Annotated in this window: 1 protein-coding gene; it reads right to left on the bottom strand. The window is 60.7% G+C overall.

All coding sequences use genetic code 11. The features are described 5' to 3' along the window. Window positions 1-130 precede the first annotated feature (130 nt). Window positions 131-1105, bottom strand: a complete 975-nt coding sequence (locus BLW02_RS19430) for an IS5 family transposase (RefSeq protein ID WP_092701789.1) — start codon at window positions 1103-1105, stop codon at window positions 131-133. Window positions 1106-1160: the final 55 nt, after the last annotated feature.

Genomic DNA, 1160 nt, shown 5'->3' with positions numbered 1-1160 from the left:
CTTAGGGCAACGCTGATCAAGTAGCGTCATATCCATCGCACATACCATTTGAATGCCAAATGGCCCGCAAAGATGCTGTACTTTGCCCCAGAGAGCCCGTTTTGGGGGCCTTTCGCCCCTTTCAAGCCCCCTACGGGCGCACCTGTCCCAGCAAGCGCCCTCGGGCAAGGTAGATGTTGGCCAGCGCCAAGGCCGTGAACGCACGCGTGGCGTTCTTGTGAAGTCCGCGATAGCGCACCTTGCCAAAGCCCCACAACCGTTTGACCACCCCGAATACATGCTCTACGCGAGCGCGGATGCGGGACTTGTTGCGGTTCTTGGCCCGCTGCGTCTCATCGACCACCCCGCACCTGCGTGTGCGCTGGTTGGTGAAATCTTTGGCTTGGGGTGCCTTGCCCCGGATCAGCGCTTTCTGGCTGGCGTAGGCCGAGTCGCCGTACACGCGCTGTTCGTTGCCATGCAGCAGATTGGGCAAAGGGTGTTTGTCGTGCACGTTGGCCGCCGTCACCACGGCGCTGTGCGCCAGCCCGCTTTGGCTGTCCACGCCAATGTGCAGCTTCATGCCGAAATACCATTGCTGGCCTTTGCGTGTCTGGTGCATGTCGGGGTCGCGCGCCTTGTCCGCGTTCTTGGTAGAACTGGGCGCTGCGATGATGGTGGCATCCACGATGGTGCCCGTGTTCACCTTGAACCCTCGTTCCTGCAGTTGCTGGCCAACCTTGGCAAACAAGGCTTCGCCCAGTTTGTGCTCGCCCAGCAGCTTTCGAAACTTCAGCACCGTGGTGGCGTCGGGCACGCGTTCGCGGCCCAAGTCAATGCCCACAAAGCGGCGCAGACTGGCGCTGTCATACAGGGCCTCCTCGCACGCCAGATCTGCTAGGTTGAACCAGTGCTGCAGGAAATGGATGCGCAGCATGCGCTCCAACCCAATGGGCGGACGGCCATTGCCTGCCTTGGGATAGTGCGGCTCTATCACCTGGCAGAGGGCAGCCCATGGCACGATGGCATCCATGGTTTGCAAGAACTCTTCCCGTCGGGTGGGCTTGCGCGGTTGCTCGAATCCGCTGTCTTGATCTGCGGCCATGGCCAGGGTCTGCTGCTTCATGGGCGGATAACGTTTGAGAGGCAACACCGGTGGACCTTAATCAGCATTGCCTTAG

It is taken from the genome of Acidovorax soli (assembly GCF_900107605.1).
GTDB lineage: Bacteria > Pseudomonadota > Gammaproteobacteria > Burkholderiales > Burkholderiaceae_C > Acidovorax > Acidovorax soli.
The sequence above is the reverse complement of the archived record's forward strand: the minus strand, read 5'-3'. Positions and strand labels throughout refer to the sequence as shown.